Raw genomic sequence first — 22,383 nt, forward strand, 5'->3', positions numbered from 1 at the left:
CGAAAGTACGCTTCTCCTCTGTGGTTACGCTTCTCATTTGCCGCTGCGTATGTTAAAATACGTGAGGATTCTTATGTAATCGTGTACGGGGAAAGGGGTGTACGGCTTGGCTTCCTATCTGGTATTGAACGGACCGAATCTGAACATGCTCGGCATACGCGAGCCCGGAGTCTATGGAGACGAATCGTTGGCTGCGATAGAGGGCAGGCTGTCGAGGATGGCGGAGGAATGGGGCGTGCTATTGGAGACCTTCCAGAGCAATCACGAAGGTGAGCTCATCGACCGCATTCATGCCGCTTACGGCACGCATGACGGCATCCTGATCAATCCGGGCGCACTGACGCACTACAGCTATGCGCTGCGCGATGCGATCAGCGCCGTAAATATCCCGACAGTTGAAGTCCATATGTCGAACATACATAAAAGGGAAGCCTTCCGGCATGTATCGGTAACCGCACCGGTTGTCCTCGGTCAGATTGCGGGATTCGGATCGAGGTCCTACGAGTTGGGACTTGTGGCGCTTCACCAGGCCATAACCGATTCGAAGCGGGAATAATCGGGCGGCTCGAATTACGGATTGACAATAGTCCATGTCAGGAGATGATGAGAATGAGTCGACACCGCATTACTCGATTGAGAGAAGCGATGGAAGCTCGCGGCTTGGAAGCACTGTTTGTGACCAGTGCGGTTAACCGGCGGTATTTGACCGGATTTACCGGTTCTTCAGGCTATGTCTTCATTACAGCCGATCGGGCGGTTCTAATGACGGATTTCCGTTACACGACGCAAGCATCGGATCAGGCCAAGCATATGCAAGTGGTGGAGCACGCGCCGAAAATGACAGACACGCTGAAGCAGCTGCTGTCGGAGGCGGGCCTAACCCGTATCGGCTTCGAGCAGGAGCATGTGACGTATTCGACGTATGCCGCATACAGCGAGCAGCTGCAAGGAATCGAGCTGGTTCCGGTCGGCAGACTGGTAGAAGACCTGCGCATGATCAAGGATGCGGAGGAACTGGCGGTAATGAGGGAAGCGGCCCAACTTGCCGACCAAACCTTCAGCCACATTCTTGGCTTCATCAAGCCTGGCGTGCGGGAGAAGGATCTCGCTTTGGAAATGGAGTTCTTCATGCGCAAGCATGGGGCGACATCCAGCTCGTTCGATACGATCGTCGCATCCGGGGAGCGCTCGGCGCTTCCGCACGGCGTGGCGAGCGAACGGGTCATTCAAGGCAACGAATTCATCAAATTTGATTTCGGCGCATTGTACAACGGCTACTGTTCCGATCTGACACGGACTGTCGTTCTCGGCACTCCGTCGGATAAACACCGGGACATTTACAATATTGTACTGGAAGCGCAGCTGAATGCGCTGGCTCACATCCGTCCGGGCATGACGGGACGGGAAGCCGACGCGTTGGCGCGCGATATTATCAAGCGCCATGGATATGGCGATCAGTTCGGACACAGCACCGGGCACGGCGTAGGCATGGAAATCCATGAAATGCCTCGTCTTGCTTCTTCGTCCGATGATGTGCTCACCCCGGGCATGACGGTAACGGTCGAGCCGGGCATCTATTTGCCGGGCTTCGGCGGTGTGCGCATTGAGGATGATATTGTCATTACGGACAGTGGAATTGAGATTATTACTCACTCGACCAAGGAACTGCTCGTATTGGACATGTAGTCGGACAGGATTGGGGAGCATCAGGGATCTACTCCGTCCAAGGAATCTGGGTTGCATAATTGTAGGAGGGAATCAAGCAAATGATATCAGTTAACGATTTTAAGACAGGATTAACAATTGAAGTGGACGGAGATATTTTTACGGTCCTCGATTTCCAGCATGTGAAGCCGGGCAAAGGCGCCGCGTTTGTGCGCTCCAAGCTGAAAAACCTGCGCAACGGCAACACGGTGGAGAAAACGTTCCGCGCGGGCGAGACGCTTGCGAAGGCGCAAATCGATAACCGCGAAGTACAGTACCTGTACAACAGCGGAGATGAATACACGTTCATGGATAATGAGACCTATGATCAGTTCAATCTGACGAAGGATCAGCTCGAATGGGAACTGAACTTCCTCAAAGACAATATGATCGTTCATATCAGCAGCTACCAAGGCGAGATTATCGGCATCAATCTCCCGAACAGCGTTGATCTGAAGGTCGTTGAGACAGAGCCGGGCGTCAAGGGCAACACCGCAACGGGTGCAACGAAAAACGCAACCGTGGAAACCGGCCTCAACGTTCAAGTGCCACTGTTCATCAACGAAGGCGACGTCCTCCTGATCGACACGCGCGAAGGCAAATATATTTCCCGCGCATAATTTTAGCGGACGGCGGTAATGGCCCGCCCCGAAAAGCAAAGCTCCGGAAGCAAGCTCGCTTCCGGGGCTTTTACATGCGGATGCCTTAAGTCTCTTATGACAGATTGAGTCCCTGAACTTGTTGAGTATCCTTCAAACTTTTAAGTATCCTCAAACTGTTGAGTAGCCTCAAACTGCTGAGTATCCTCAAACTTTTCAGTATGTCGTAAACTGATAAACATCCATGAACCTATGTAGATAAGTATCCTCGAACCCTTATGAACAGTATCCCCGTAACTCAGGGAGTCAAGCGTGCAGGAGATGGCTGTCAACACCGTTTACTCTAACATAACCATATTACTCTAACATAACCATTCTTTCTCCCTGCATAAAATCAAAAACACACTCTGGCATTACCGTTAGTATTTGTCTGAGATAACCAGAAACACTGTGAGACATGACCATTACTTATACCTGAGATGACAAATAACGATGTTCAGCCAGCGAGACCAGGATCTATATATCTGTACCTTATGCATAGTATCCCCTTTGCTCAGGGTTCTCTTTCCGAGGAGTGCCAAAACCAATATCCTCTCATTCCTCATTTCGGGATCCCTTATTCCATTATCCCTCATTCCGTTATCCCGGTGACTCAGGAAAGCTTTTTTACTAGGAGCACGATAATGTTGTGATAAGCAAAAAAACGACCCAATCAAAAAATGGAACTTTTTAATGTGGGATTCTCAACGAAAATTTAACTAAGAACAGAGGGACTGATCAGTCCAGTAGGCATAGATTTTTCCCGAATTCCTGCATCAATTCATTTAGGCAGCCATAAGAGAGTGAACGGAAGTTTTCGAGGGGGATACCCTCCATAAATAACGGCGTCTTGCCCCGTTGTCGGCACAGCATATCGCCGCCAAGGGTTCCCATCCTGCTGTCTGGCGGGCGGTAGCATTTTCACGGTAACAAAATTCGTCCAAATAATACTGCAAATACTTGCCGCTAATCCCGCGGAACGTATCGCATAACCAACGCTGCGCACGCCGGAACACACCATACAAAGGGCTATTTTGCTTAACCCGAAATCGTTGGCGGATGATAGAGATCATGGACTCCGGCGCAGAGACATGTTCTGCAATAAAATGATCGCGGCCGCAAGGAAGCAACAGCTTGCCGGATATATGCCGCCGGTTAACCTGCTTCATTTTATATTGACGTTCTTCCCCGTTCGAATCCAAAGAGACTGCTACGATTATCGACTGCTCCCGTGGACCTAGCTCGACATTGGGATATTGGCGCGGGCCATTAAAGGCAATAAAGCCAAACACACGATGATCAAGCCGTTCTTCTTCATCGGCACAACTAATCGCAATACGAATTTTATGCAGCATCGCCCAAGCTGTTTTATAGGTAACCTTAAGTACGGAGCTCAGCCTAACTGCATTAATTCCTGCATCAGGATGAGAGACAAGCCAAATCGCTGCGATCCATTTCCGCAAAGAGGTCCGGCTTCCTTCCAGGATCGTGCCGGCTGTCAGAGACGTCTGGTGCTTGCAGTCGCTGCATTCATACAGAGGAACCCGCCGTGTTCGGATTGTATAGGCGCGGGCATGCCGGCAGTTCGGGCAGCGAAAGCCATGAGGCCATCTCGACGCAAACAGGGCAGGAATGCATGATTTTTCTGTAGGGAATAGATTCATTACCTCCTCCAACGTGCCGACGTTCGACCAGCCATTCATCCCGGCAGCCTCCTTCTAAACAAAATATACAAACAAATGTTCTTGTTTTGGTTATACCAAACATATGTTTCCATATCAAGCGTGAAAGTGGGACATTAATCCCTAAAAAAGCCCAATGAAACTATAACTTGGTTGTGGCATGTCAACTCCTTAATAAGGAAACGATTTTTTAAGATTGGAGCAGACCTGAGCGCTTGGGAGACTCGGTATAAGGAGTAAAAGGTTACCGGAACGATCGGGAGGCTTGTCATAAGGATATACAGGGTTACCTGAATGTACGGGAGAATGGCTATAAGGATGTGCGAACTTACTTGAATGTTTGGGAGACTCAAGGCTGAGGGAGTTTACCTGAGTGTCTGGGAGAATCATCGGAAGGGTACAGAAGGGGTACAAAATAAGTAGAGAAAAGCCCCTGAGCGATGGGGATGATATTCAAAAGGACATCATCACATTTTCTTCTCTTTTGCCCAATCCGAACGAATTCGAATGAGGGGTGTCAGGTCGTCCGTGATTTTTGTATTTTTTTCTTCCATCCGCCCAAAAACGTGCTATAATATGCAATTAATGATTGATACAGTCCATTTAGGGTGGGAGTGAGTCAGCGTGGCACTATACGTTATGAAGTTCGGAGGCAGCTCCGTCGGCACGGTCGAACGGATGAAGCGGGTTGCCGAACGGATCGTAGAGAAAAAATTAGAAGGCCACCAATGTGTTGTCGTTGTGTCTGCGATGGGCGATACTACGGATGATTTGATTGATCAAGCGAAAAGTATAAACGATCAACTGCCGGCCCGCGAGATGGATATGCTGCTGACGACGGGAGAGCAGATCTCGGTGTCCCTTTTATCGATGGCCATCCAGAAGCTGGGCCATGCGTCAATGTCGATGACCGGCTGGCAGGCGGGCTTCCGGACCGATGCCACGCATTGTAAGGCCCGTATTATGGACATCGTTCCGGAGCGCGTGCATGCGGCGCTGCAAGCGGGGAACATTGTTATCGTCGCCGGCTTCCAAGGCATGACCGAGGGCGGAGAGATTACAACCCTCGGCCGCGGCGGCTCCGACACGACGGCGGTCGCGCTGGCTGCGGCGGTTGAAGCCGATGTATGTGAAATCTATACGGATGTCGACGGAATCTATTCTACCGATCCTAGAATCGTGCGACGTGCGCGCAAGCTGAAGGAGATCTCATACGATGAAATGCTGGAGCTGGCCAATCTTGGTGCGGCGGTTCTTCACCCCCGGGCTGTAGAATATGCGAAGCATAACATGGTCTGTCTCGTCGTGAGATCAAGCTTCAATTACAATGAAGGGACCTATGTGAAGGAGGAAGCGAAGATGGAGCAAGGGGTGGTCGTTAGCGGCATCGCCTATGATAAAAATGTGGCGCGCATTAGTGTTCTGGGCGTAGCCGATCTTCCGGGGGTGCTCGCCCGCATGTTCGGCGCGCTCGCTGATGAGCAGATCGATGTTGATATCATCGTTCAGAGCGGGGTAACGAAAGGGGAAGCCGATTTCTCGTTCACGACCGCACTGCATGACCGGGATCGCGCTGTTCAGGTGCTGGAGAACTTCAGGAGTGAAGTTCCTTACCGCGAAGTGACCTCTGAAGCGGATCTGGTCAAAATCTCGATTGTCGGCGCGGGCATGGTCAGTCACCCTGGTGTCGCGGCGCAAATGTTCCGTGTCATCTCGGAGACAGGCATTAGCATTAAAATGGTAAGCACCTCCGAGATTAAAGTGTCCTGCGTCGTGTCGAACTCCAAGTTGAATGATATAATTGCTGCACTTCACACTTCATACGGCCTGGATGCGGTAGAGGAAGCGTTCGTCGGCGGTCCGAAAGACCGCAGATAAATTGCAGATATTTATTAGGAAGCTGTGCACAAGATAAGCCGGTCCGAGAGGGCCGGCTTGTTGTCATGCCTCAAATAAGAGGCGGGGAGAAGCGGCTAGAACTTATCAATAATCCATCGGCTAATAGTCAAGAGCAAGGCTGTGATTCCGGCCGCCATCAGCGGGCCCACAGGCACGCCCCGCAATAGAATGATTCCGATGAGAGATCCGGCAACGAGGCCGACGATCATCTGAGGATCTGTTTTCAGCAGCTCCAGGCCTCTGCCGTTCATGGACGTGGCGATGGCCCCGCCAGCCAACGCGATAATTCCCGGCCAAGATGTCAGTGTGCTCCACAGATGTTCGGACGTAATCCGCTCAGCAGCGAAGGGGACAAGTACGGCTATCGTCAGGAACAGTAGCCCCAATTCCAGTCCTCTCCGCTCGATGGCAGGCAGATACCGTTCCAGATGTACGAGCTTGACGATAAGCAGGATGCATGCAGCCGTCGTAATGATCGGAGAACGGCTGACCAGTCCGACAACAATGAGTACAACCAGTACCAACTCGCCATTCATGATTATTGCTCCTCGACAAGAAAGTTTGTCCGTCCAATTGATCAAAAGGGGACGTATTGAACATCCTCTATTTACTCTATGAACAAGCCCTCTCCGTTTAGAACAATGATCATACCTTATCATCCATGAACTGCCGCGTCCTATGGCGCAAACGGAAGCATCATCTGCTGAACCCATACCGGTACGACCGACACTGTATCGATGCCGGCGCAGAATTCAACATCCTTGGCGTACCCCAGCTTGGCAAGGCGCATGCCTCCGGAGCAGGCGAGCAGCGCTGCCGGAATTTCTCCTGCATGGTGCTGATAGGCGCTGATGAGAATGCTCCCGAGATCATTCGTACGCATCTCCTGTTCCGGGCAGCCAAGCCGGAACAGCTCGGCAACGATGAGACCGGCGCATAGAGCGTCCTCGAAGGCGAACTCATCTTGCGTGCCGGCGCATAATAGCGTAATGTCCTTGCGCAATTGGTAGGCGGTGCGCGCGCATTCCGAGGCGTTCAGGAAGGCACCGCCCAATATGACGTCGGCTTTCGACGCTTTATGGATGGCCCGCGTCCCGTTCGACGTCGTCAGTACGACACGCCGCCCGTATACGCTCTCGCCCATATATTCGAATGGAGAATTGCCGGCATCGAAACCTGGTATTTTCTTGCAATTACGCTCGCCTCCCGTTATGTCCCCGTCACGGGCAGCCTGCTTGGCCTGCTGTACCGTTTCGACCGGCAGGATGCCTGCTGCCCCGTGCGCCAGCGCGGTAATGATGGTGCTCGTGGCCCGAAGCACATCGATGACGATGACCGTACGGTTCGCCAGTTCAATCGCTCTTGCTTCATTGACGCTCGCTATGACATCGATTTGCATATGTGCTCCCCCCTTCCTCTCTCTCGAATTCGCACTGGCGATACCGTTAGATTGCGGCTCTACTTCACCGTATCCAGCAAATAGCCCATCGTATCCGAACGAAGTCCCCGCCGAAGCGCCTCGCAAGCGATAATGTCATCCGGCGCGATATTGCCCAGATTGGCTTGCGGACCGAGCGTTCGGAGAATGGCGGTCTGCTGATCCTTGCGCGGAGCCTCCCACATGAGCCGCTGCGGGGAGTGGACCGCTTCGGCAATCAACGACACCATCTCCGTATCGCAGCTCCCGCGCTCGTCAAATACGCCGACACCTGCTCCCGATTCTCTGCCTTCAAGCGTCATCCATTCGGCGCCATGCGCAATATCTTCATTGAACGCTTCCAAAACATCGTCCCAAATGAAGGTTGAGCCGGCCGCTTTCTTCCCATATTCGGAGCAGACGAAGAACCCTTCCTCACGGGCGCGTTGGATCAGGTCATTGCGCTTCTGCCGCGGCAGCGCGATCGTCCCGTCGGATACTTCGATTCCAGTGAAGCCCATTTCTTTAATCATATGAAAAAATGGTTCGACCATGCCTTTGGCGACGGCGTATTCGAGAAATGTTCCCCCTGGCATCACTGTAACCCCATACTGCCGCGCCGTGTCCAGCTTCCATGACAACAGCGGGGCCGGCGTAACCGCAGCCGTGCCGAAGCCCAGCTTAATAATATCGATATGCTCATGAGCTGAAGAGAGCAGATCGGTAAATGCGTTCGCTCCTAAGCCTTTGTCCATTACCATCGTCAATCCGGTTGATCTCGGCTTGTGGGTTCGTACTCCGCTCGGATCTACCATGGCGCGAGGCCATAGTTCGATTTGAGGTTCAGAAAGACTCATCACATAATCCCCTTCATGTCCCCAGATTAGTCGAATCATGCAAGCAATATATGCGCCCGCCTGCTGACAGGTGCCTACCCGGGGGGGAAGTGAAGGGCAAGGGAGAGGATGGGCGGATCGAAAGGACGAGCATGAATGGGGCGGTTGCACGCATACAATAGCAATATACGGAAAAGGACAGGCCGCACGGGTTGCGCCTGCGGGTGTCGAAAATGCCGGGGGAATAGGGATCGCTCAACCGTTACCGTTGCAGCGAAAGGAGGTGCCAAGTTGTCCGTCGATAAATTTGTAGCCAGTATGTCAGGGCTCCGCATCATATCGGGCTGTCTGGAGATCACTGCGGCTCTGATTATGCTCAAGCTGAATGAGCCGGAGAAGGCGCTGGCCGTCAATTCTATGCTTGCGCTAGTCGGTCCGCTCGTTCTGATCGCGACGACGACCATCGGTCTCATCGGCATCGCAGACAAGCTGAACTGGAGCAAGATCGCCTGGATTGCGGTCGGGGTATCTTGTCTGCTTATTGGCATTTTGAAAAAGTAGGAACCGGGTTTTCGAGACGCTAGGCCCGGCGAGGGCATAAAAAGCGGCGCGGGGCCATACATATAGGGATACAAGCCTAGGTTGTCCGGCTGTCGAATGATGACACGGGAGGGAATGCCAATGGAAGCGCTAAGCTGGTCGGCGGTGCTTCCGCCGATGCTCAAGTCAATTCTGATGCGGCTGCCCGCCGGCACATATCGGGAGTTGGAGGAGATTCGCATCCGCGTAGGACGCCCGCTCGAAATCGGCGTCATGGGCGACTTCCAGCTCGTGACGGAGCGGGGAGAGCGGACGGACAATCCGGATGCCGCCTACCGCCCAAGCCGGGAGGATGGGCATCAGCTGCTCGATCTGATAACGAATCATTCGTTGTACACGATGGAGGAAGAATTGCGCCGCGGATTCGTCACGATTCCCGGCGGACACCGGATTGGCCTCGCCGGCCGCACGGTGCTCGCGCAAGGCCGGGTAAGCCATCTGCGGGAGATTACCGGCTTCAATCTGCGGATTGCACGCGAAGTGCACGGCATCGCGGCGTCGGTCATGCCGATGCTGCTTGATTTCAAGCATGCGCATGTTCATCATACGCTGATCGTGTCGCCTCCGCAGCAGGGCAAGACGACGCTGCTGCGCGACCTTGTGCGGGCGATCGGAAGCGGATTATGGAACCATCCCGAAGCGAGATGGAAGGCGCTCAAGGTGGGCGTCGTCGACGAGCGGTCCGAGATTGCCGGCTGCATCAAGGGCGTGCCGAGCTATGATCTCGGCTATCGGACCGACGTGATGGACGGGTGCCCCAAGGCGGAAGGGATGATGATGTTCATCCGTTCGATGTCGCCCGACGTGCTGGCTGTCGACGAACTGGGACGGGAGGAAGATGTGCTGGCGATGAGAGAGGCGATGCATGCCGGCGTCCGCCTAATTGCGACCGCGCATGCCGAGGATATGGACGATCTGCTGCGCCGCCCTGGCCTTCGGCAGCTGCTCGAGGAAGGGGCTTTCCGCCGCATTGTCACGCTCCGCCGGGCCAAAAGGGAATGGCAGCGCAGAGTTTACGACGAGAAAGGCAGGGTGCTGCAGAAGCCCGTGCTTCCGCTGGAAGGGAGGTGGCCGGAATGTTCAAGCTCCTCGGATCGGCCATCGTGATCGCCGCAGCAGCCAGCATCGGCTGGCTCAAGTCCGCTTCCTTCGCAGCGCGGCCGAAGCAGCTCCGCCTGCTCAATCATGCGCTTCAGCGGCTGGAGACGGCCATCATGTACGGCTACACGCCGCTTGCTGCGGCGTTCGCCGAGATTAGCCGTCAACTGCCGCCTCCGCTGCGCGCCGTCTTCGCCGATGCGGCGCAGGCGATGGACGCCGCGGATGCGGTTCCTCTCACTGCTCGCGAAGCGTGGCAGTTTTCCTGGGAGCGCCATCGCGGGAATACAGCGCTGGCTAACGAAGACCTGCGCATTCTGCTCGAATTGGGCTACAGCCTAGGCATCAGTGATCGCGACGATCAGCGCAAGCATATCCGCCATGCGATCAAGCAGCTGGAGCAGGAAGAATTCGTGGCCCGGGAGGAATACCAGCGGTATGGCACGATGTGCCGCAGTCTTGGCGTTTTGAGCGGCTTGTTGGCCGTTATCTTGATGTATTGAGGTGCCAGTAAATGAATGTGGATGTCAGCGCCATTTTCCAAATCGCCGGGATCGGCATTATCGTGGCCATGATACATACCGTGCTCAAGCAAATGGGCAAAGAGGACATGGCGCACTGGGTGACGGTCATCGGCTTCGTCGTTGTCCTGTTCATGGTCGTCCGTCTGCTGGATCATCTCTTTCAAGAGATCCGGACCATCTTTTTGTTCCAATGAGTGAAATTGACAAGCGCGGCGCGGCCGCATTTTCCGGGTAGGTGTATTTCCGTGGAAATCATACAGGTGGTCGGTCTCGGATTGATTGCCGCCATCCTAGTGCTGGTGGTCAAAGAACAGAAGCCGATGTTCGGCTTTCTGATCTCGGCCGTGACCGGAGTTATTATTTTTATTTTTCTTATCGGCAAAATCGAGATCGTCATTCATGTGCTGGAGGATCTAGCGGATCGATCCGGGATTCAGCCGGTCTACCTGAAGACGATTCTCAAGATTATCGGAATCGCCTATATCGCCGAATTCGGCGCACAGGTGGTGCGGGACGCCGGCCAGGAAGGCATCGCCTCGAAGATCGAGCTGGCGGGCAAGGTGCTCATCATGGTGCTGGCGGTTCCGATCATTAGCGTCATTATCGAGACCGTAATGAGATTGCTTCCAACATAAGGTGGAGAGGGAATGAATCGATTACGACGGATAGACAAGCCGCCGCTGAAGAGGTTGCGCATCTGGATTCCAGCTCTGTTGTGCATCCTGTTCGCCTTAATCGGGTCCGGGTACGCGTCTCCCGATTCCCCTCAGGGGGACGCGGGGAATACTCGTGTGCAGGCGGTAACTGAACATTGGGGCCGCGAGCAGGCGGACAAGCTGGATACGGGGGATGTCGAGCGATATTGGAACGAACTGCTGGGGAAATACAGCGGTTTTTTTCCGAGAGACTCGCTGCCCGAATTTACCGATCTGCTGCTGCCCGGGGGAGAGAAGCTCACAACCGGGACGGTGCTGCAAGCGCTCGGCAATTTCCTTATACAGGAAGTGATCCTGAACGGCAAGCTGATCCTGACCATCGTTATTCTAGCCGTATTCAGCATGGTGCTGGAGACGCTGCAATCCGCGTTCGAACGGAATGCCGTCAGCAAGATCGCGTATGCCGTCTCTTATATGGTCATCATTATTTTGGCCATCAACAGCTTCCATGTGGCGATCGGCTATGCGAAGGAAGCGATATCGGGCATGATTCATTTCATGATGGCGATGGTGCCGCTTCTATTCACACTGCTTGCTTCGATGGGCAATCTCGTTACTGTCTCGATCATGCACCCGCTCATCGTCTTCATGGTGCATCTCATCGGAACGCTAATCTATACCGGCGTCTTTCCGCTGCTGTTCTTCTCGACGCTGTTGCACATTGTTAGCGCCTTGTCGGAGAAGTACAAAGTAACGCAACTCGCCAATCTGCTGCGCAATATCAGCATCGGATTGCTGGGCGTCCTGCTGACCGTCTTCCTGGGCGTCATCTCCGTGCAGGGGGCGACGAGCTCGGTTACCGACGGCGTGACGGTCCGGACAGCGAAGTATATTACCGGCAACTTCGTGCCTGTCGTCGGGCGCGTCTTCTCGGATGCCGCCGATACGGTCATTTCCGCCTCGCTGCTGGTCAAGAACGCGGTCGGCTTGGCCGGGGTGGTCATCCTGTTGTTCATCTGCACGTTCCCGGCGCTGAAAATCGTGACGCTGGCGCTCATCTACAACGTCTCCTCCGCCATCATGCAGCCGCTTGGCGATACGCCGGCAGCCGAGTGCCTCAAGACGGTAGGCAAAAGCATGATCTACGTCTTCGCGGCGCTCGCGGCCGTCGGTCTGATGTTCTTCCTGGCTATTACGATACTGCTGACGGCAGGCAATGTCGCGGTCATGATGAGGTAGGCCGGGGGAGAAAAGGGAGGCAGGAGTATGCAATGGTTCAGTCAATGGCTCAAAGAAATAATCATGGTCATTTTGCTGGCCGCCTTCATCGACCTGCTGCTGCCGAACCGATCGATGCAGCGCTATGTCAAGCTGATGCTCAGCTTGATTATTTTGCTCACGCTACTGTCCCCGGTGCTGCGTCTCTTCGACTCCAATGTGACGGCTGAGCTTGACCGCGAATGGAATTCGCTCCTGAGCACGTCGTCCGCCATGAGCCCCGAAGGGAAGACGCTGGAGCAGATCCGGCGGGAAGGGGAGCGGCTGGCGCGCGCACGCGAGCAGGAGGCGCTCCGATTAGCCGGTGCGCAGATGGAAGCGAGCATGAAGGAGCAGATCAACCGGGCGCTGCTCCAGGCGGGCGCTTCCGGCTCCAGCGGGGGAACGGCCGTTCAGGTGGCGGCCGTGCACGTGACGCTGGCGCAGGACGGCAGGCAGGGCCAGCCGGCGATTGAGCGGATCGCGCTCACCTTGGAGGAAGCCCCGGCGACCGGGCAGGCGGCAGTCCCGGGCAGCAGCGGCCCGCCCGAGCCGAACCCGGTCGCGGCTATCGAGCCGATTCGGATCGAGCCGATCGAGGCCGGCAGCTCGCCGCCGGGAACGCCGGAGAATGCGCCGGAGGAAGCGCCTGCCTCTGACACGGGCAGCGGCGAGCTCCTGCGCCTCGAGGCTGCTGCCGTCGGGGCGCTGACCTCCGCCTGGCTCGTGAAGCCCGAGCAGATTGCGGTGTCCTGGTCGCCGGAACGCGGCCTCCCGGCAGGCGTCTTCAAAAGATAGCCGCCGCAAAAAAATGCGGACAAACCGTCATAAATTCGCCAGCCGCGCGTATAGGTGAAAATAGGACAAGTGAGAGCAGGTCCATACTACGCAAAGGCGGTCGATAGCGTTGGCGAAATGGTTGCAGCAGATTGAACAGTGGATCGGGAAGGGCTCGAACGGTTCCACACGGATCAAAGCGTTCCGCTGGCTGCTTCTTCTCGGCTTGACCGGCGCGGCGCTCCTCTTGTACGGCACGTTTCAGTCCGGGGGTGGCGGATGGCCGAAGGGCACAAGCAATGTTGGCCCGGAACCGCCGGCGGTAGGCGTATTTGACGGCGCGGAACAGAGCGCGTCCAGCACACCGGCCGCGCCGGGCTCATTTGAGTCGGTGGAGATGATATTCGAAGCCCGGGTCAAGTCCATTTTGGAGGAAATTGTAGGGGTGGGACAAGTCGATGTGTTGGTCACGATTGACTCGACGGAAGAAATTGTTGTCCAGCGCAACTTCAAGGACAACCAGCAGCTGACGGACGAGACCGATGCGAAGGGGGGCAAGCGGCATACTACGCAGCATACCCGCGATGGCGAGATTGTGATGTACGAGTCTACCGACGGCAAGACCCCGATCGTGACCAAGCGCATCAAGCCGAAGGTTCGCGGCGTTGTCGTCGTCGCCAAAGGAGCGGAGAACGCCGTCGTCAAGTCGCTCATCGTCGATGCGGTCGAGAAAGGGCTTAATGTGCCGGCCTATCGAATCTCTGTCGTGCCGCGCAAAATCGCCGAGTAGCAAATCAACCTGCATAATGCATGAATTGTGAAGGAGGAGAAAAAGGACGATGAATACGAAAAGACAAACGATATGGCTGGTCTCGATGCTTAGCTTGATGGTGGTGCTGTCCGCTTATTATCTGTTCACGGAGGACACGCCCAAAGCCCCTGAAATGGCGGCCGAGCAGCAGCACCTGAAGGGCGATGCGACCGAAGCGACCCAGCTTCCGCAAGTGGAAATTACTGAGGTGTCCGTCGGGGAGGACGCGCAGGCCAAGGCGGCAGAGAACGGAATGGCCGCTCCGGAGCAAGGAGCCGATCCGGCGGTCAACGTCGAAGGCGGACAGCCAGAACAGGGTGTGGCGGCGCCAGGGGCGACTCCGGAGGACAAAGAGCAGGCAATGCTGGATCAAGTCGTGGCCGAGGGCGTCATGAAGCGAAGCACGATCGAGCAGAAGCAGATGGAGCGCAACGAGCATTACCAGCAGGAGCTGGAAAAGCTGATGGGCATGATCAACGATGACAAGACGACGGGCGACAAGCTGGCGCAAGCCTATGAAGAGATGAATCAACTGGAAGAACAGGAGGTCAAAATCTCCAATCTGGAAACCGAGCTTCAGAAAGATTACAACAGCGCGGTCATTACGCAGAATGACGACCGGTTCACCGTCGTCGTGCAGAGCAACAAGATGGAAGTGACCGAAGCAGTCGACATCATCTCGAAAATGATGAAAGAGCTGAACATAACGCAGGACAAGGTAAGCGTGCAGTATGTCTCGGAATAATGCGAAGTTGCTGCGGAGTTGTCGGAACTGGCCCGGTTAAAAACTGGGCTCTTTCCATTTGAGGCGATTATGATATAATACATACGTCGTAGATTGTCCGCCTGATACATAATCTACTTGGTCATACATATCGTCTCAAGGAGTGATTCAAGTTGTTCAAAATTAGCGAAATCAAGGAACTGATCAAGCTCCTGGACCAGACATCCGTGCATGAACTGGAAATAGAGAACGAAGGCTGCCGCATTGCGATCCGGAAGCCCGGCAAGACTGAGGTGTTCAATGTACAGACATCGGCCGCGCCGCTTACATATCCAGCGCCAGCAGCGGTCGCTGCCCCTTCAGAGGCGGTCACGGCAGCGGCTGAGCCACAGCCGGAGAAGAAGGAAGAGCAGGCGGGCTTGGTCCGCATCGTATCCCCGATGGTCGGCACCTTCTACAGTGCGCCTTCGCCGGAATCACCGCCGTATGTCAAGGTGGGCGACAAGATTAACGAGAAGACGGTTGTGTGCATTCTGGAAGCGATGAAATTGATGAACGAGCTGGAAGCCGAGGTCAAGGGCGAGATCGTCGAGGTGCTAGCAACGAACGGCCAATTGGTCGAATTCGGCCAGCCTTTATTCCTGGTGAAGCCAGAATGACGTACTCCGTCATTCCATTACGATGCCCAGCCAAGGAGGTCCAAGGATGAAGTTCCATAAGATTTTAATCGCTAACCGCGGTGAGATTGCCGTTCGCATCATTCGCGCCTGCCGCGAGCTCGGTATCGCGACGGTCGCCGTCTATTCGGAGGCGGACAGGGAAGCGCTGCATGTGCGTCTTGCGGACGAAGCCTATTGCATCGGTCCCACCGCGTCCAAGGATAGTTATTTGAACTTTACGAATCTGATGAGTGTCGCCACGTTGACGGAATGCGACGCCGTGCACCCCGGATACGGGTTCCTGGCGGAGAACGCGGACTTCGCGGAGATCTGCGAATCGTGCGGCATTACGTTCATCGGTCCGTCTGCAGACGCCATCGAGCGCATGGGCGACAAATCCGTCGCCAAGCAGACGATGAAGGACGCCGGCGTTCCGGTTATTCCCGGATCGGACGGGCTGGTCGAGGATCTGGAACAGGCGCTTATGATCGCGCGGGATATCGGATATCCTGTCATTATTAAGGCTACCGCAGGCGGCGGAGGCAAAGGAATCCGCATCGCGGAGGACGAAGAAGCCCTGATCAAGCAGATGACGGCCGCTCAGCAGGAAGCCGAGAAAGCGTTCGGCAATGCGGGCGTGTACCTGGAGAAGTATTTAACCGGAATGAAGCATGTGGAAATTCAGATCATTGCCGACAAGCATGGCCATGCCGTTCATTTGGGAGAGCGCGACTGCTCCGTGCAGCGGCGCCGCCAGAAGCTGGTCGAGGAAGCGCCATGTCCGGTATTGACGCCCGAAGTCCGGGAGCGGATGGGAGAAGCGGCGGTTCGGGCCGCGCTGGCTGTCGATTACTCCGGTGCAGGCACGTTGGAGTTTTTGCTCGGGCCGGACCGCAACTTTTACTTTATGGAAATGAATACCCGGATTCAAGTTGAGCACCCGGTGACGGAGATGATTACGGGAATCGATCTCATTCAGGAGATGATTCGTGTTGCTCAAGGCGAACCTTTATCTTTCCGTCAAGAGGATGTCGTCATTGACGGATGGGCTATAGAGTGCCGCATTAATGCCGAGGATCCGGCACGCAACTTCATGCCTTCGGCCGGCCAGGTCGGTTTTTACCTGCCGCCGGGCGGATTTGGCGTTCGCGTCGACAGCGCCGCCTATCCAGGCTGCCAGATCTCGCCGCATTATGATTCGATGATTGCCAAGCTCATTGTGTGGGCGCCGACGCGCGAAGAGGCGATCGACCGCATGAAGCGGGCCTTGGCCGAATTCGCCATCGAGGGCATTCATACGACAATACCGTTTCATACCCGCCTGCTTGAACACCCTACGTTCATCAAGGGCGATTTTGACATTAAGTTTTTGGAAGAACACGAGGTCTAATAGTCCTAGATAAGCCAGCGCCGTTTGTCTTACGCAGGGTCAAATGGTATAGTTAGGATAATCATGGACAGGAACTGCCTCTAGTACAAAAAGATGAGGAGAGTGTGACGGATGAATCAGGCAATCGCATCGGAATTTGAGCGCACGGATCTGGGCAACATCCAGATTGCGCCGGAGGTTATTGCAGTTATCGCCGGTCTTGCGACAATCGAAGTGGAAGGCGTAGAAGGCATGAGCGGCGGATTCGCCGGCGGCATCGCAGAGATGCTCGGACGGAAGAACTTGTCCAAGGGCGTGAAGGTAGAAGTAGGACAGCGTGAAGCGGCTGTCGATGTCAATATTATTATTGAGTACGGCCATCGCATTCCTACCGTAGCGAGCGAGATTCAGCAGAACATCAAGCGCTCGATCGAGATGATGACCGGGCTTCATGTCGTGGAAGTGAACGTGCACGTGCATGACGTCCATTTCAAGGCGCAAGAGAAGATTGAAGAGATGGATCCGGCACGAGTTAAATAAGAGTGATATGGAACCCCCTCTTGGAGGGGGTTTACTGCCATTCAATACGATATTGTTCAAAGGAGGCAGGCTAGTGTGAGCAAAATTGTGGACAGGCTCTTCCTGTTTATATACAGTTTCGCGATCGGCACGATTGCCATAGCTGTCATTCTTGCCGCTTCAGGCTTCATCGCTCAACCGATTCGGCTAACGGAGCCGTTCTGGCTGCAGTCGACGGTCATCACGACCGCCGCCGTCTTGTTTTTGTTGAGCATCCGTTTTTTCTATGTGTCGATTCGCAGAGAGCGTGCGGCGCTGCCTTCGATCGATCAGCGGACAGAGATTGGCGATATCAAAATCTCAATTGAGACGATAGAGAATCTGGCGCTCAAGGCGGCCGGACGGGTACGGGGAGTCAAGGACTTGAAGGCCCGCGTCCGCACGAATGAGGCCGGTCTGGACATTGTTATCCGGACGGTCGTAGACGGCGAGACATCCATTCCTGAGCTGACGGAGGAGGTCCAGCGCCAAGTTCGCGACTATGTCCAGCAAATTACGGGGATTCCGGTCTCGTACGTATCGGTGTATGTGGCGAATGTGGTCCAGACGCAGACCTTCAAAGCGCGAGTTGAATAGGTGGTGAGCTTTCCGGATGTGGAATGAATGGTGGGAGAGTCACAGGAATCGCATCATCGGCATCGCGGCTGGAATTTTTTTCGGCGTCATTTATTTGATCGCCGGATTTTGGGATATGTTATTTTTTGCGCTGCTCGTCTTCATCGGATACAATGTAGGCAGGCAACAAGATTTGAAGCTGGGCCCCATGTTCCCGTGGCGGCGTATCGGATTATGGCTGTCAGAACGGTTTGATAGGTTTAAGTAGTCCTATGGACGCTCCGAACGACTGCTTGACCGCCGGTCTCATACCGACGGAACAACACTCGGGGCGGTCATAGGATTTTTTGGACTGGGCATGATTCCGGATGGCCCATGGCAGCCTAGAGAGAAGGAGCCGCCTTCCGGCGGTTGGGTGACAGTGGCGATTCGGATGCTATATAGATGCAGGAGGAGTTTTTTTCATGAAGAGACGCATTGCCAGAGAGATGGCAGTTCAAAGCTTGTATCAGCTGGAAATGACGGACGTGACCCCTGAACAAGCGGTGGACATGATCGTTTCGGAATCGAATCAAGAAGAGAATGAAATCGGGTTGAAGCCTGAGCACGCGCGGGCGATGCATGAGCATGTGCTGGAATGGGTTCGCGATACGTGGAAGAAGCGGGACGAGATCGATGCTCTTCTGGCCCGTTATTTGAAGGGCTGGCAGGTCGACCGGCTGTCGCGGGTCGATCGCCAGGTGCTGCGCCTTGCCTGTTATGAGATGGCGTTCCGCACCGATGTGCCGCCGAAGGTGGCCATCAACGAGGCAATCATTTTGTCCAAGCATTTCGGCAGCGAGGAATCGGGCAAATTCGTGAATGGCGTGCTCGGCCAGATGCTGCGCGATCGCAGCCGCCAGCCGGACGGAGCGGACGCGAGCCCAGGCGCAAGCGCAAGCGGAAGTGCTCATTCCGATAACGATGAGCCAGCGGATGGACCCGCGTTAGACAGCGAATTGCGGGGATAATCGGCGATCTTGGACGGGCTTACAAGAACGAATGGAGGAGAGACCATGACAGCGCAACTTTTGAATGGACAAGCATTATCACAGACGATCCGCGAAGAAATCAAGCAGCAGGCGGCACGGCTGATCGAGCAAGGAACCCGCCCCGGATTGGCGGTCATTATCGTGGGCGAAGACCCGGCTTCCCACGTATACGTGAACAGCAAGCATAAAGCCTGTCTCGAATTGGGGTTCTATTCGGAAGTGCACCGTCTGGCGGAACAGACCTCCCAGGAAGAGCTTCTGGATCTGGTCGGCCGCCTGAACGGGCAAGCGACGATTCATGGCATCCTCGTCCAGCTCCCGCTGCCGTCTCATATCGATGAGAAGGCTGTCATTGACGCGATTGCGGTGGAGAAGGATGTCGACGGCTTCCATCCGGTCAGCGTCGGGAACATGGTGCTTGGCGACGAGTCTCTTCTTCCTTGCACGCCAGCAGGCATTATGGAAATGCTGAAGCGCAACGACATTCCGATTGCCGGCAAGCATGCCGTCGTTATCGGCCGCAGCAATATCGTCGGCAAGCCGATCTCGCTGCTTCTGCAGCGGGAGCATGCGACGGTGACGATGTGCCATTCGCGCACGCAGCACATCGAAGAGCTGTCCCGCATGGCCGATATTCTTGTCGTCGCCATCGGCAAGGCGCATTTCGTGAACCGTTCCTTCATTAAGCCCGGAGCCGTCGTCATCGATGTCGGCATGAACCGGCTGGAGAACGGGAAGCTCGTTGGCGATGTCGACACCGATGACGTGAAGGAGCTGTGCTCCTGGATTACGCCGGTGCCGCGCGGCGTCGGTCCGATGACGATAACGATGCTGTTGTCCAATACGCTCAAGTCGGCGGAACGGTTCCACCGCTTGGGCAAGGCTTCGGTCGAGGTGTAGCTGGCGGCAAGGCGGATAGCCGTGCGGCGGATCGGGGCATGAACAGAAGACGAGTCGAAGCACGATCCGCAGCACGGGCCGCGGCCGCTAACGTTCGATTGGCAGGATGTCTCGGGGGAGGAGGCTGCCGGAATGGCGAATCAGGCACGGGTTCTGTCCGTTAAGGATCTGAACCGTTATATACGAATGAAGCTGGATGGGGATGTGCGGCTGCAGGATGTCTGGGTGCGGGGCGAAATCTCGAACTTCACCCACCATTCCAGCGGCCATATGTATTTCACGCTTAAGGATGCGGACAGCCGCCTGCGGACGATTATGTTCGCATCCTACAATCAACGGCTCCCCTTCCGGCCGAAGGAAGGGGCGCGCGTCATCGCCCGCGGCAACGTGACGGTGTATGAGCGCGACGGCCAGTATCAATTCTATGCGCAGCATATGCAGCCGGATGGCATCGGCAGCCTGTATGCGGCGTTCGAGCAGCTGAAGGAGCGTTTGGGAGCCGAAGGGCTGTTCGCCGCCGAACGCAAGCGGCCGCTGCCCCGCTATCCGAAGAAGATCGGGGTCATTACGTCGCAGACGGGCGCTGCGGTGCGCGATATTATCATTACGCTGCGGCGGCGCCAGCCGGGCGTTCATGTGGTCCTCTATCCGGTGCTGGTGCAGGGCAATCAGGCGGCGGCCTCAATCGCGGCGGCCATCGAGGCGATGAACCGCCACCAGGAAGCCGATGTGCTGATCGTGGGGCGCGGCGGCGGATCGCTGGAGGAGCTGTGGGCCTTCAACGAGGAAATCGTGGCGCGGGCCATCGCCCAATCGGCCATCCCTGTCATTTCGGCCGTTGGGCATGAGACGGACTTCACGATTGCGGATTTCGTCGCCGACCTGCGCGCGCCGACGCCGACCGCGGCTGCCGAGTTGGCGGTGACGCATCAGGAGGAGTTGCGGCAGCATCTTCAGCATCTGGCGGAGCGGTTGCGGCACGGCATGCGGCGAACGGTGCAGCAGAGCCAGGAACGGCTGCTGCGCGCCCAGCGCTCGCCTGTGCTGCGGAAGCCCGAGCTGCTGACGGCGAAGCATCAGGAGCGGTATGAACGGCTGCTTGAGCGGATCGCATACCGGTCGCGCAGCCGATTCAAGCAGGCAGACGAGCGGTGGAGGGAACTGCGCGGACGCCTGCGGGAGCAGACGCCGGTCCACCAGGTGCGTTCCGCGCGGGAGCGGCTGAACGGCATCGAACGGCAGCTTCACCGGGCGATGGCGATGCAGATGAATGAGCGGCGGCTGAAGCTTGGCGCGCATCTGAAGCATCTGGACGCCCTGAGTCCGTTGAAGATTATGGCTCGCGGCTACAGCCTCGTCTATGATGAGCGGGAAGAGAACATTATCCGCACGATTAAGGATGTGCAGCTGGGAGACGTCGTCCGCGTGAAGCTGAACGACGGGCAGCTCGATTGCCACGTCTGGTCGATGAAAGGAGACAGCGATTGATCGATGGATAATCAAGAAAAAGCTACCAATCAGGAAATGAGCTTCGAGACGGCAATGGAGAAGCTGGAGCATATCGTCGAGCAGTTGGAGAGCGGAGACGTGCCGTTGGAGCAGGCAATCGAGCTTTTCCAGGAAGGGATGGGCCTGTCCGGTCTATGCTCCCGCAAGCTGGAGCAGGTGGAACGCAAAATCGAGGTCTTGTCGGAGCAGAATGGCGAATTGAAGCGGCAGCCGTTCCCAGCGGAAGAAGCGGGTGATCGGATTGAGTAGCACTGGAGCGGAAGAAAGGTTCACTTCTTATCTGGAGCGTCACGTCGCGCGGATTGAGCGGCTGCTGCCCGCTCAATTCCCTGCCGGCTGGCAGGTGCCTGCCGTATTGAAGGAATCGATGCTGTATTCACTGATGGCCGGGGGCAAGCGCCTGCGGCCGCTCTGTGTTGTCATCGCATGCGAGAGCCTGGACGGCCCGCTGGAAGCCGCCGATCCGGTTGCCTGCGCTATCGAGATGATACATACCTACTCCCTCGTGCATGATGATCTGCCGGCGATGGATAACGATGATTACCGTCGTGGCAAGCCGACCAACCATAAGGTGTTCGGAGAAGCTCTGGCCATTTTGGCGGGCGATGCGCTCCTGACCCATGCCTTCTATACGGTTGCGCAATGCGCGCGCCGTCATGGCATCCCGGCCGAGATCGCCCTGACCATCACCGAGGAGCTGTCCTTCTATGCCGGCATGCGGGGAATGGTGGGCGGCCAGACCGCTGATATGCTGGGCGAGCAGGGAATGACGACCCTGGACCAGGTCGAATATATTCATCTTCACAAGACGAGCGATCTGATTGTGTTCGCGCTCCGGGCAGGCGCCCATCTGGCGGGGGCCAATGAAGCTCAGCTGAACGCGATGACCGAATTCGGGACGAAGCTCGGCCTCGCCTTCCAGATTCAGGATGATATCCTGGATATCACCGGCGAGGAAGCGCTGCTCGGTAAGCCGAAGGGAAGCGATGAGAAGAGCGGGAAGGTGACCTACCCGTATTTTATCGGTCTGGAGGCATCGAAGCAGGAGGTCGCCCGGCTGACGGAGGAAGCGAAGCAAGCGGTGCGGCAGGCAGGATTCCCTTATCCGTCGCGCCTGTACGAGCTGGCGGATTATTTGATGGCGCGCCGATTCTGAAT

At 55.9% G+C, this 22,383-nt stretch carries 27 protein-coding genes; 23 read left to right on the forward strand and 4 right to left on the reverse strand.

The window, feature by feature from the left end; genetic code table 11:
• The first annotated feature begins 106 nt into the window (after window positions 1–106).
• The 3 genes from aroQ (at window position 107) to efp (ending at window position 2,324) form a co-directional block, all read left to right on the forward strand.
• Window positions 107–556 (forward strand): type II 3-dehydroquinate dehydratase, encoded by a 450-nt coding sequence (aroQ, locus tag DQX05_RS11410; protein WP_119793621.1) that lies wholly within the window; start codon window positions 107–109, stop codon window positions 554–556.
• Between the two features lie 53 nt (window positions 557–609).
• A complete protein-coding gene (locus DQX05_RS11415) occupies window positions 610–1,686 on the forward strand; it encodes a M24 family metallopeptidase (RefSeq protein WP_119793622.1) in 1,077 nt (358 codons plus the stop codon).
• Between the two features lie 80 nt (window positions 1,687–1,766).
• Window positions 1,767–2,324, forward strand: coding sequence for an elongation factor P (efp, locus tag DQX05_RS11420; RefSeq protein ID WP_119793624.1), 558 nt, complete (start codon window positions 1,767–1,769; stop codon window positions 2,322–2,324).
• A gap of 803 nt (window positions 2,325–3,127) precedes the next feature.
• Here the strand turns inward: efp and DQX05_RS11425 are convergent.
• Complete coding sequence (locus tag DQX05_RS11425; protein ID WP_119793626.1) at window positions 3,128–4,045, reverse strand: transposase; 918 nt, start codon at window positions 4,043–4,045, stop codon at window positions 3,128–3,130.
• 603 nt (window positions 4,046–4,648) lie between these two features.
• Here DQX05_RS11425 and DQX05_RS11430 point away from each other — a divergent pair.
• A complete protein-coding gene (locus DQX05_RS11430; RefSeq protein ID WP_119793628.1) occupies window positions 4,649–5,902 on the forward strand; it encodes an aspartate kinase in 1,254 nt (417 codons plus the stop codon).
• Window positions 5,903–5,997: 95 nt separating this feature from the next.
• On the opposite strand, the gene DQX05_RS11435 is transcribed toward DQX05_RS11430, so the two are convergent.
• The 3 genes from DQX05_RS11435 to comA all read right to left on the reverse strand — a co-directional run bounded on the left by DQX05_RS11435 (window position 5,998) and on the right by comA (window position 8,197).
• The gene (locus DQX05_RS11435; protein WP_087442568.1) at window positions 5,998–6,459 is read right to left on the reverse strand and encodes a DUF441 domain-containing protein; all 462 of its coding nucleotides are present in this window, start codon (window positions 6,457–6,459) and stop codon (window positions 5,998–6,000) included.
• A gap of 140 nt (window positions 6,460–6,599) precedes the next feature.
• On the reverse strand, window positions 6,600–7,322 hold the full coding sequence (locus tag DQX05_RS11440; RefSeq protein ID WP_119793630.1) for a 2-phosphosulfolactate phosphatase: 723 nt from the start codon (window positions 7,320–7,322) through the stop codon (window positions 6,600–6,602).
• Between the two features lie 59 nt (window positions 7,323–7,381).
• On the reverse strand, window positions 7,382–8,197 hold the full coding sequence (comA, locus tag DQX05_RS11445) for a phosphosulfolactate synthase (protein WP_119793632.1): 816 nt from the start codon (window positions 8,195–8,197) through the stop codon (window positions 7,382–7,384).
• A gap of 270 nt (window positions 8,198–8,467) precedes the next feature.
• On the opposite strand from comA, the gene DQX05_RS11450 reads away from it, so the two are divergent.
• The 19 genes from DQX05_RS11450 (at window position 8,468) to DQX05_RS11540 (ending at window position 22,381) form a co-directional block, all read left to right on the forward strand.
• Entirely contained in the window at window positions 8,468–8,737 is a 270-nt protein-coding gene (locus DQX05_RS11450; RefSeq protein ID WP_174818139.1) for a YqhV family protein, read from the forward strand.
• A gap of 120 nt (window positions 8,738–8,857) precedes the next feature.
• The gene (gene spoIIIAA, locus DQX05_RS11455) at window positions 8,858–9,883 is read left to right on the forward strand and encodes a stage III sporulation protein AA (protein WP_119793633.1); all 1,026 of its coding nucleotides are present in this window, start codon (window positions 8,858–8,860) and stop codon (window positions 9,881–9,883) included.
• Window positions 9,853–10,377 (forward strand): stage III sporulation protein SpoIIIAB, encoded by a 525-nt coding sequence (gene spoIIIAB, locus DQX05_RS11460; protein WP_119793635.1) that lies wholly within the window; start codon window positions 9,853–9,855, stop codon window positions 10,375–10,377. Before spoIIIAA ends, spoIIIAB begins: the two co-directional genes overlap by 31 nt.
• A gap of 11 nt (window positions 10,378–10,388) precedes the next feature.
• Window positions 10,389–10,592 (forward strand): stage III sporulation protein AC, encoded by a 204-nt coding sequence (gene spoIIIAC, locus DQX05_RS11465; protein ID WP_006676747.1) that lies wholly within the window; start codon window positions 10,389–10,391, stop codon window positions 10,590–10,592.
• A gap of 51 nt (window positions 10,593–10,643) precedes the next feature.
• Window positions 10,644–11,033 carry a stage III sporulation protein AD gene (spoIIIAD, locus tag DQX05_RS11470; RefSeq protein ID WP_119793637.1) on the forward strand — a complete coding sequence of 130 codons (390 nt, stop codon included), beginning with the start codon at window positions 10,644–10,646 and terminating at the stop codon, window positions 11,031–11,033.
• Between the two features lie 12 nt (window positions 11,034–11,045).
• On the forward strand, window positions 11,046–12,293 hold the full coding sequence (gene spoIIIAE / locus DQX05_RS11475) for a stage III sporulation protein AE (protein WP_119793639.1): 1,248 nt from the start codon (window positions 11,046–11,048) through the stop codon (window positions 12,291–12,293).
• Window positions 12,294–12,320: 27 nt separating this feature from the next.
• A complete protein-coding gene (gene spoIIIAF / locus DQX05_RS11480) occupies window positions 12,321–13,109 on the forward strand; it encodes a stage III sporulation protein AF (RefSeq protein WP_119793641.1) in 789 nt (262 codons plus the stop codon).
• Between the two features lie 109 nt (window positions 13,110–13,218).
• The gene (spoIIIAG, locus tag DQX05_RS11485; RefSeq protein WP_119793643.1) at window positions 13,219–13,878 is read left to right on the forward strand and encodes a stage III sporulation protein AG; all 660 of its coding nucleotides are present in this window, start codon (window positions 13,219–13,221) and stop codon (window positions 13,876–13,878) included.
• 49 nt (window positions 13,879–13,927) lie between these two features.
• Window positions 13,928–14,644: a SpoIIIAH-like family protein gene (locus DQX05_RS11490; protein WP_119793645.1), complete on the forward strand. Its 717-nt coding sequence runs from the start codon at window positions 13,928–13,930 to the stop codon at window positions 14,642–14,644.
• A gap of 152 nt (window positions 14,645–14,796) precedes the next feature.
• Window positions 14,797–15,282, forward strand: coding sequence for an acetyl-CoA carboxylase biotin carboxyl carrier protein (gene accB / locus DQX05_RS11495; RefSeq protein ID WP_119793646.1), 486 nt, complete (start codon window positions 14,797–14,799; stop codon window positions 15,280–15,282).
• 46 nt (window positions 15,283–15,328) lie between these two features.
• Entirely contained in the window at window positions 15,329–16,672 is a 1,344-nt protein-coding gene (gene accC / locus DQX05_RS11500) for an acetyl-CoA carboxylase biotin carboxylase subunit (protein WP_119793648.1), read from the forward strand.
• Between the two features lie 111 nt (window positions 16,673–16,783).
• Entirely contained in the window at window positions 16,784–17,191 is a 408-nt protein-coding gene (locus tag DQX05_RS11505) for an Asp23/Gls24 family envelope stress response protein (protein WP_119793650.1), read from the forward strand.
• Between the two features lie 75 nt (window positions 17,192–17,266).
• Complete coding sequence (gene amaP / locus DQX05_RS11510; protein ID WP_119793652.1) at window positions 17,267–17,806, forward strand: alkaline shock response membrane anchor protein AmaP; 540 nt, start codon at window positions 17,267–17,269, stop codon at window positions 17,804–17,806.
• A 16-nt stretch (window positions 17,807–17,822) separates the two neighbouring features.
• Window positions 17,823–18,053 carry a DUF2273 domain-containing protein gene (locus tag DQX05_RS11515; RefSeq protein ID WP_087442582.1) on the forward strand — a complete coding sequence of 77 codons (231 nt, stop codon included), beginning with the start codon at window positions 17,823–17,825 and terminating at the stop codon, window positions 18,051–18,053.
• Between the two features lie 196 nt (window positions 18,054–18,249).
• A complete protein-coding gene (gene nusB / locus DQX05_RS11520) occupies window positions 18,250–18,795 on the forward strand; it encodes a transcription antitermination factor NusB (RefSeq protein WP_119793654.1) in 546 nt (181 codons plus the stop codon).
• Between the two features lie 45 nt (window positions 18,796–18,840).
• Complete coding sequence (folD, locus tag DQX05_RS11525) at window positions 18,841–19,716, forward strand: bifunctional methylenetetrahydrofolate dehydrogenase/methenyltetrahydrofolate cyclohydrolase FolD (protein WP_119793656.1); 876 nt, start codon at window positions 18,841–18,843, stop codon at window positions 19,714–19,716.
• A 132-nt stretch (window positions 19,717–19,848) separates the two neighbouring features.
• Window positions 19,849–21,204: an exodeoxyribonuclease VII large subunit gene (gene xseA / locus DQX05_RS11530; protein ID WP_119793657.1), complete on the forward strand. Its 1,356-nt coding sequence runs from the start codon at window positions 19,849–19,851 to the stop codon at window positions 21,202–21,204.
• A gap of 3 nt (window positions 21,205–21,207) precedes the next feature.
• Window positions 21,208–21,474, forward strand: coding sequence for an exodeoxyribonuclease VII small subunit (xseB, locus tag DQX05_RS11535; RefSeq protein ID WP_119793659.1), 267 nt, complete (start codon window positions 21,208–21,210; stop codon window positions 21,472–21,474).
• Window positions 21,467–22,381: a polyprenyl synthetase family protein gene (locus tag DQX05_RS11540; protein WP_119793752.1), complete on the forward strand. Its 915-nt coding sequence runs from the start codon at window positions 21,467–21,469 to the stop codon at window positions 22,379–22,381. Before xseB ends, DQX05_RS11540 begins: the two co-directional genes overlap by 8 nt.
• Window positions 22,382–22,383 lie beyond the last annotated feature (2 nt).

Origin of the sequence: Paenibacillus thiaminolyticus (assembly GCF_003591545.1) — a bacterium.
Taxonomy (GTDB): domain Bacteria; phylum Bacillota; class Bacilli; order Paenibacillales; family Paenibacillaceae; genus Paenibacillus_B; species Paenibacillus_B thiaminolyticus_A.